The sequence below is a fragment of the Salipiger sp. 1_MG-2023 genome, from assembly GCF_030547555.1.
Lineage (GTDB): Bacteria > Pseudomonadota > Alphaproteobacteria > Rhodobacterales > Rhodobacteraceae > Salipiger.
Genome location: NZ_JAUOQN010000133.1, coordinates 1 through 2,784, shown reverse-complemented (window position 1 = coordinate 2,784; position 2,784 = coordinate 1). Strand labels below are relative to the sequence as shown.

The 2,784-nt window shown below is 60.3% G+C and carries 3 protein-coding genes; all 3 read left to right on the top strand.

Translation table 11 applies throughout. The features are described 5' to 3' along the window. The first annotated feature begins 434 nt into the window (after nt 1-434). The gene (locus Q4543_RS24075) at nt 435-932 is read left to right on the top strand and encodes a transposase (protein WP_303442633.1); all 498 of its coding nucleotides are present in this window, start codon (nt 435-437) and stop codon (nt 930-932) included. Next, nucleotides 926-1,147 carry a transposase gene (locus tag Q4543_RS24750; protein ID WP_368502197.1) on the top strand — a complete coding sequence of 74 codons (222 nt, stop codon included), beginning with the start codon at nt 926-928 and terminating at the stop codon, nt 1,145-1,147. Before Q4543_RS24075 ends, Q4543_RS24750 begins: the two co-directional genes overlap by 7 nt. A gap of 595 nt (nt 1,148-1,742) precedes the next feature. Then, on the top strand, nt 1,743-2,705 hold the full coding sequence (locus Q4543_RS24070) for an IS110 family transposase (protein ID WP_303442631.1): 963 nt from the start codon (nt 1,743-1,745) through the stop codon (nt 2,703-2,705). Nucleotides 2,706-2,784: the final 79 nt, after the last annotated feature.

Below are 2,784 nucleotides of genomic sequence, written 5' to 3'. Positions count from 1 at the left end.
GGATGACGCCCGCCCAGAAACTGAGCATGGCCGCGTAAATTCTACGACCAAGCCCCCGTAAAAACGGGGGGATGACCCCTTCAGCATCCAAGCCAAATGTAGAGATTAAGGCGCAAAACATCACACAATCTGAGTCAGAGCAGATGTTCCACGCCTATCCGGGGGAGAGTTTGGGATGATGATGTAATTGCTACCGGTTCTTCCTATGACCAGCGGCATCGCGACAATAGACGAGATCAAACGCCAATGGAGGAGACAGCCATGAAGCAGTATGTTGGGCTGGACGTATCGCAAAGGGAGACTTCCGTCTGTGTCGTAGACGAGGCTGGCCGGCCCTTCTATCAAGGTCGCTTCGCCTCCGACCCCGGCGCCTTGGCTGCGTTGTTGGGCAAGAAGGCATCGCGTGCTGAACGCATTGGCTGGAGACTAGTGCCATGTCGAGCTGGCTGTGGCACGACCTCCGGCGGATTGGCCTGCCCGTGGCCTGCATCGACGCCCGCCACGCCCCTGCTGCGCTCTCGGTGCGGATGAACAAGAGCGACGGGAATGATGCACGCGGTCTCGCTGAGTTGGTCCGGATCGGCTGGTATCGCGAGGTCGCGGTAAAGAGCGAGGCCAGCGAGCGCGCCAGATCGTTCGGGATCACTCGGTCACGCCTGGTGCGGATTCGGCGCGACCTTGAGAACCAGCTACGTACCATGTTGAAGGAGTGCGGCCTGATCTTTCCCGCTCGATCGGCGGGCAGTTCCGGCGCCGAGGGGAAGATCTGTCGGGTGAAGGACATATCCTGTGGCCGGTGTTGCTGCCGCTTATTTCCGTCCATGCACATGTCTGTGGCGAATTGGACGAGCTCGATCATCGAGCCCGCCAGCTTGCCCGGGAAGACGAAACCACCGGGCGGCTTTTCACGGTCCCGGGCATCGGCGTGGTGACGGCGTTCACGTGCCGCCATACGATCGATGATCCCTCGCGGTTCCGAAGCGCGGCGGCGGTTGGCGCCTACCTCGGCCTGTCCCCGCGCCGCAAGCAATCCGGCGAAACCGACACTAACGGTCGCGGTCGCGATGGGGCGACCGGCTGCTACGGACCTATCTGTTCGAGGCGGCCAGCGTCTCGTAGCACCGAACAAAGAGATGCTGCGCTCTGAAAGCATGGGGCCTTGCGCGTTGGCAAGCGCAACGGCATGAAAAGGCGCAGGTCGCCGTCGCCCGGAAGCTGGCCGTGATCCTCCACTGCATCTGGGTAGATGGGACGGTCTTCGAATGGGGAACGATCTGCCAGCATAACCGATGCATGACCCAACCCTGAGATCGCAGGCCTGACATCAGACCTGTGATGTCCCGCCGGGACGGTGATTGCGGTGACCTCGCTCAATCGGCTGCAGGCCCGCAGGGCACCTGCGTCGCGTACGCTGAAGGCACCCGACCCGAACAGCAACATGAGACCATGACCTCGAAAAGGATCATGACCCCGGCACGGACTGAGAAGCAGGCTTGACGGGGAACCGCAATGAAAGGTCGATTGACAACGTTGCCGACCATACACCTTATGTGTCTCGGCCCTGATATAGCTTCCCCGTCGCCGGTCCCGGCCCGGACCGGCGACGGGGTTGGATACAGCGCTAAACACCTTGTGGCATGACCACGTCATCTAGCAGGCTGATCCTGCCTCTCTTCACCGTCTCGAACAGCTGACGGCGGCCCGATTTGCGGGACCGCGAAACATAAGGAAGAGAGAGTGACATGATATCTGAGACCACCATCCTTGGGATAGATGTATCGCGCGACTGGCTGGACGGATTCTGCCTTCCCAGCCAAAAGCGGTTCCGGCTTCCCAACACGGCGAATGGCCACGTTGCGTTGGTCGCGATGATCCAGCAGCTCTCCGGCCCCGTGAAAGTGGGGTTTGAGGCTACGGGTGGTCATGAATGGGTGCTCTGGATGGAACTTGTCGGTGCAGGGATTATCGCCGTCCAGCTGTCTCCGGCACAAATCAAGGCGTTCGCGCTTTCCCGGGGCACGCTGGCGAAGACCGATCGGATCGATGCCGAACTCATCGCCCGGTTCATGGCATTCAGACCGGAGGCCGGGCGAGAACTGCCAGATGAGAATCTACGTATTCTCAGACCCTTGACGATGCGGAGGGGGCAACTTGTCGAGATGCGCAAGCGGCTCGAAGCCCAGATTGGCGCGCGCAGGAAGCAGGGTGTTTCTACCGACGTCGAGACCATGGACAATGAACTTAAAGAGGTGCTCGATCCTCAGATCGATGACATCGAACGGCGGATCGAAGACGTCATCGCGCAAGTGGAAACTTTTGCCGCCAGGGCGAACCTACTGCGATCAATACCGGGAATTGGTCCGGTCTCGGCTGCGATGCTGATTGCCGAATTGCCCGAATTGGGCCGGATGACGTCAGGCGAAGCCGCCGCCATGACCGGCCTGGCGCCGGTTCCTCATGACAGCGGGGCGATGCGAGGCAGGAGACCGATTGCGGGCGGACGACGATCTTTACGGCACGTGCTGTACCAAGCTGCGCTCGCCGCCGCCAACCACAATCCAGTTCTCAAGCCAGTCGCAAAACGTCTCAAAGAGCGCGGGAAGTCCCACAAACTTGTCATTATCGCAATCGCACGTAGGCTGGTCACAATCGCAAACGCGATCATCAAGACCGGCACTCCTTGGCAGCTTCGGTCCGGAGAATAAACACAGATGGGATGGTTGCCGCCCTCCCCAGACGGCATCGCAATGTGCCAAAATCGTGGTGTTGAAAGCCACACGGAGG

Coding starts and splice junctions, on each gene's coding strand:
- Q4543_RS24070 (WP_303442631.1), top strand. CDS start 1,743: ATGATATCTGAGACCACCATCCTTGGGATAGATGTATCGCGCGACTGG.
- Q4543_RS24075 (WP_303442633.1), top strand. CDS start 435: ATGTCGAGCTGGCTGTGGCACGACCTCCGGCGGATTGGCCTGCCCGTG.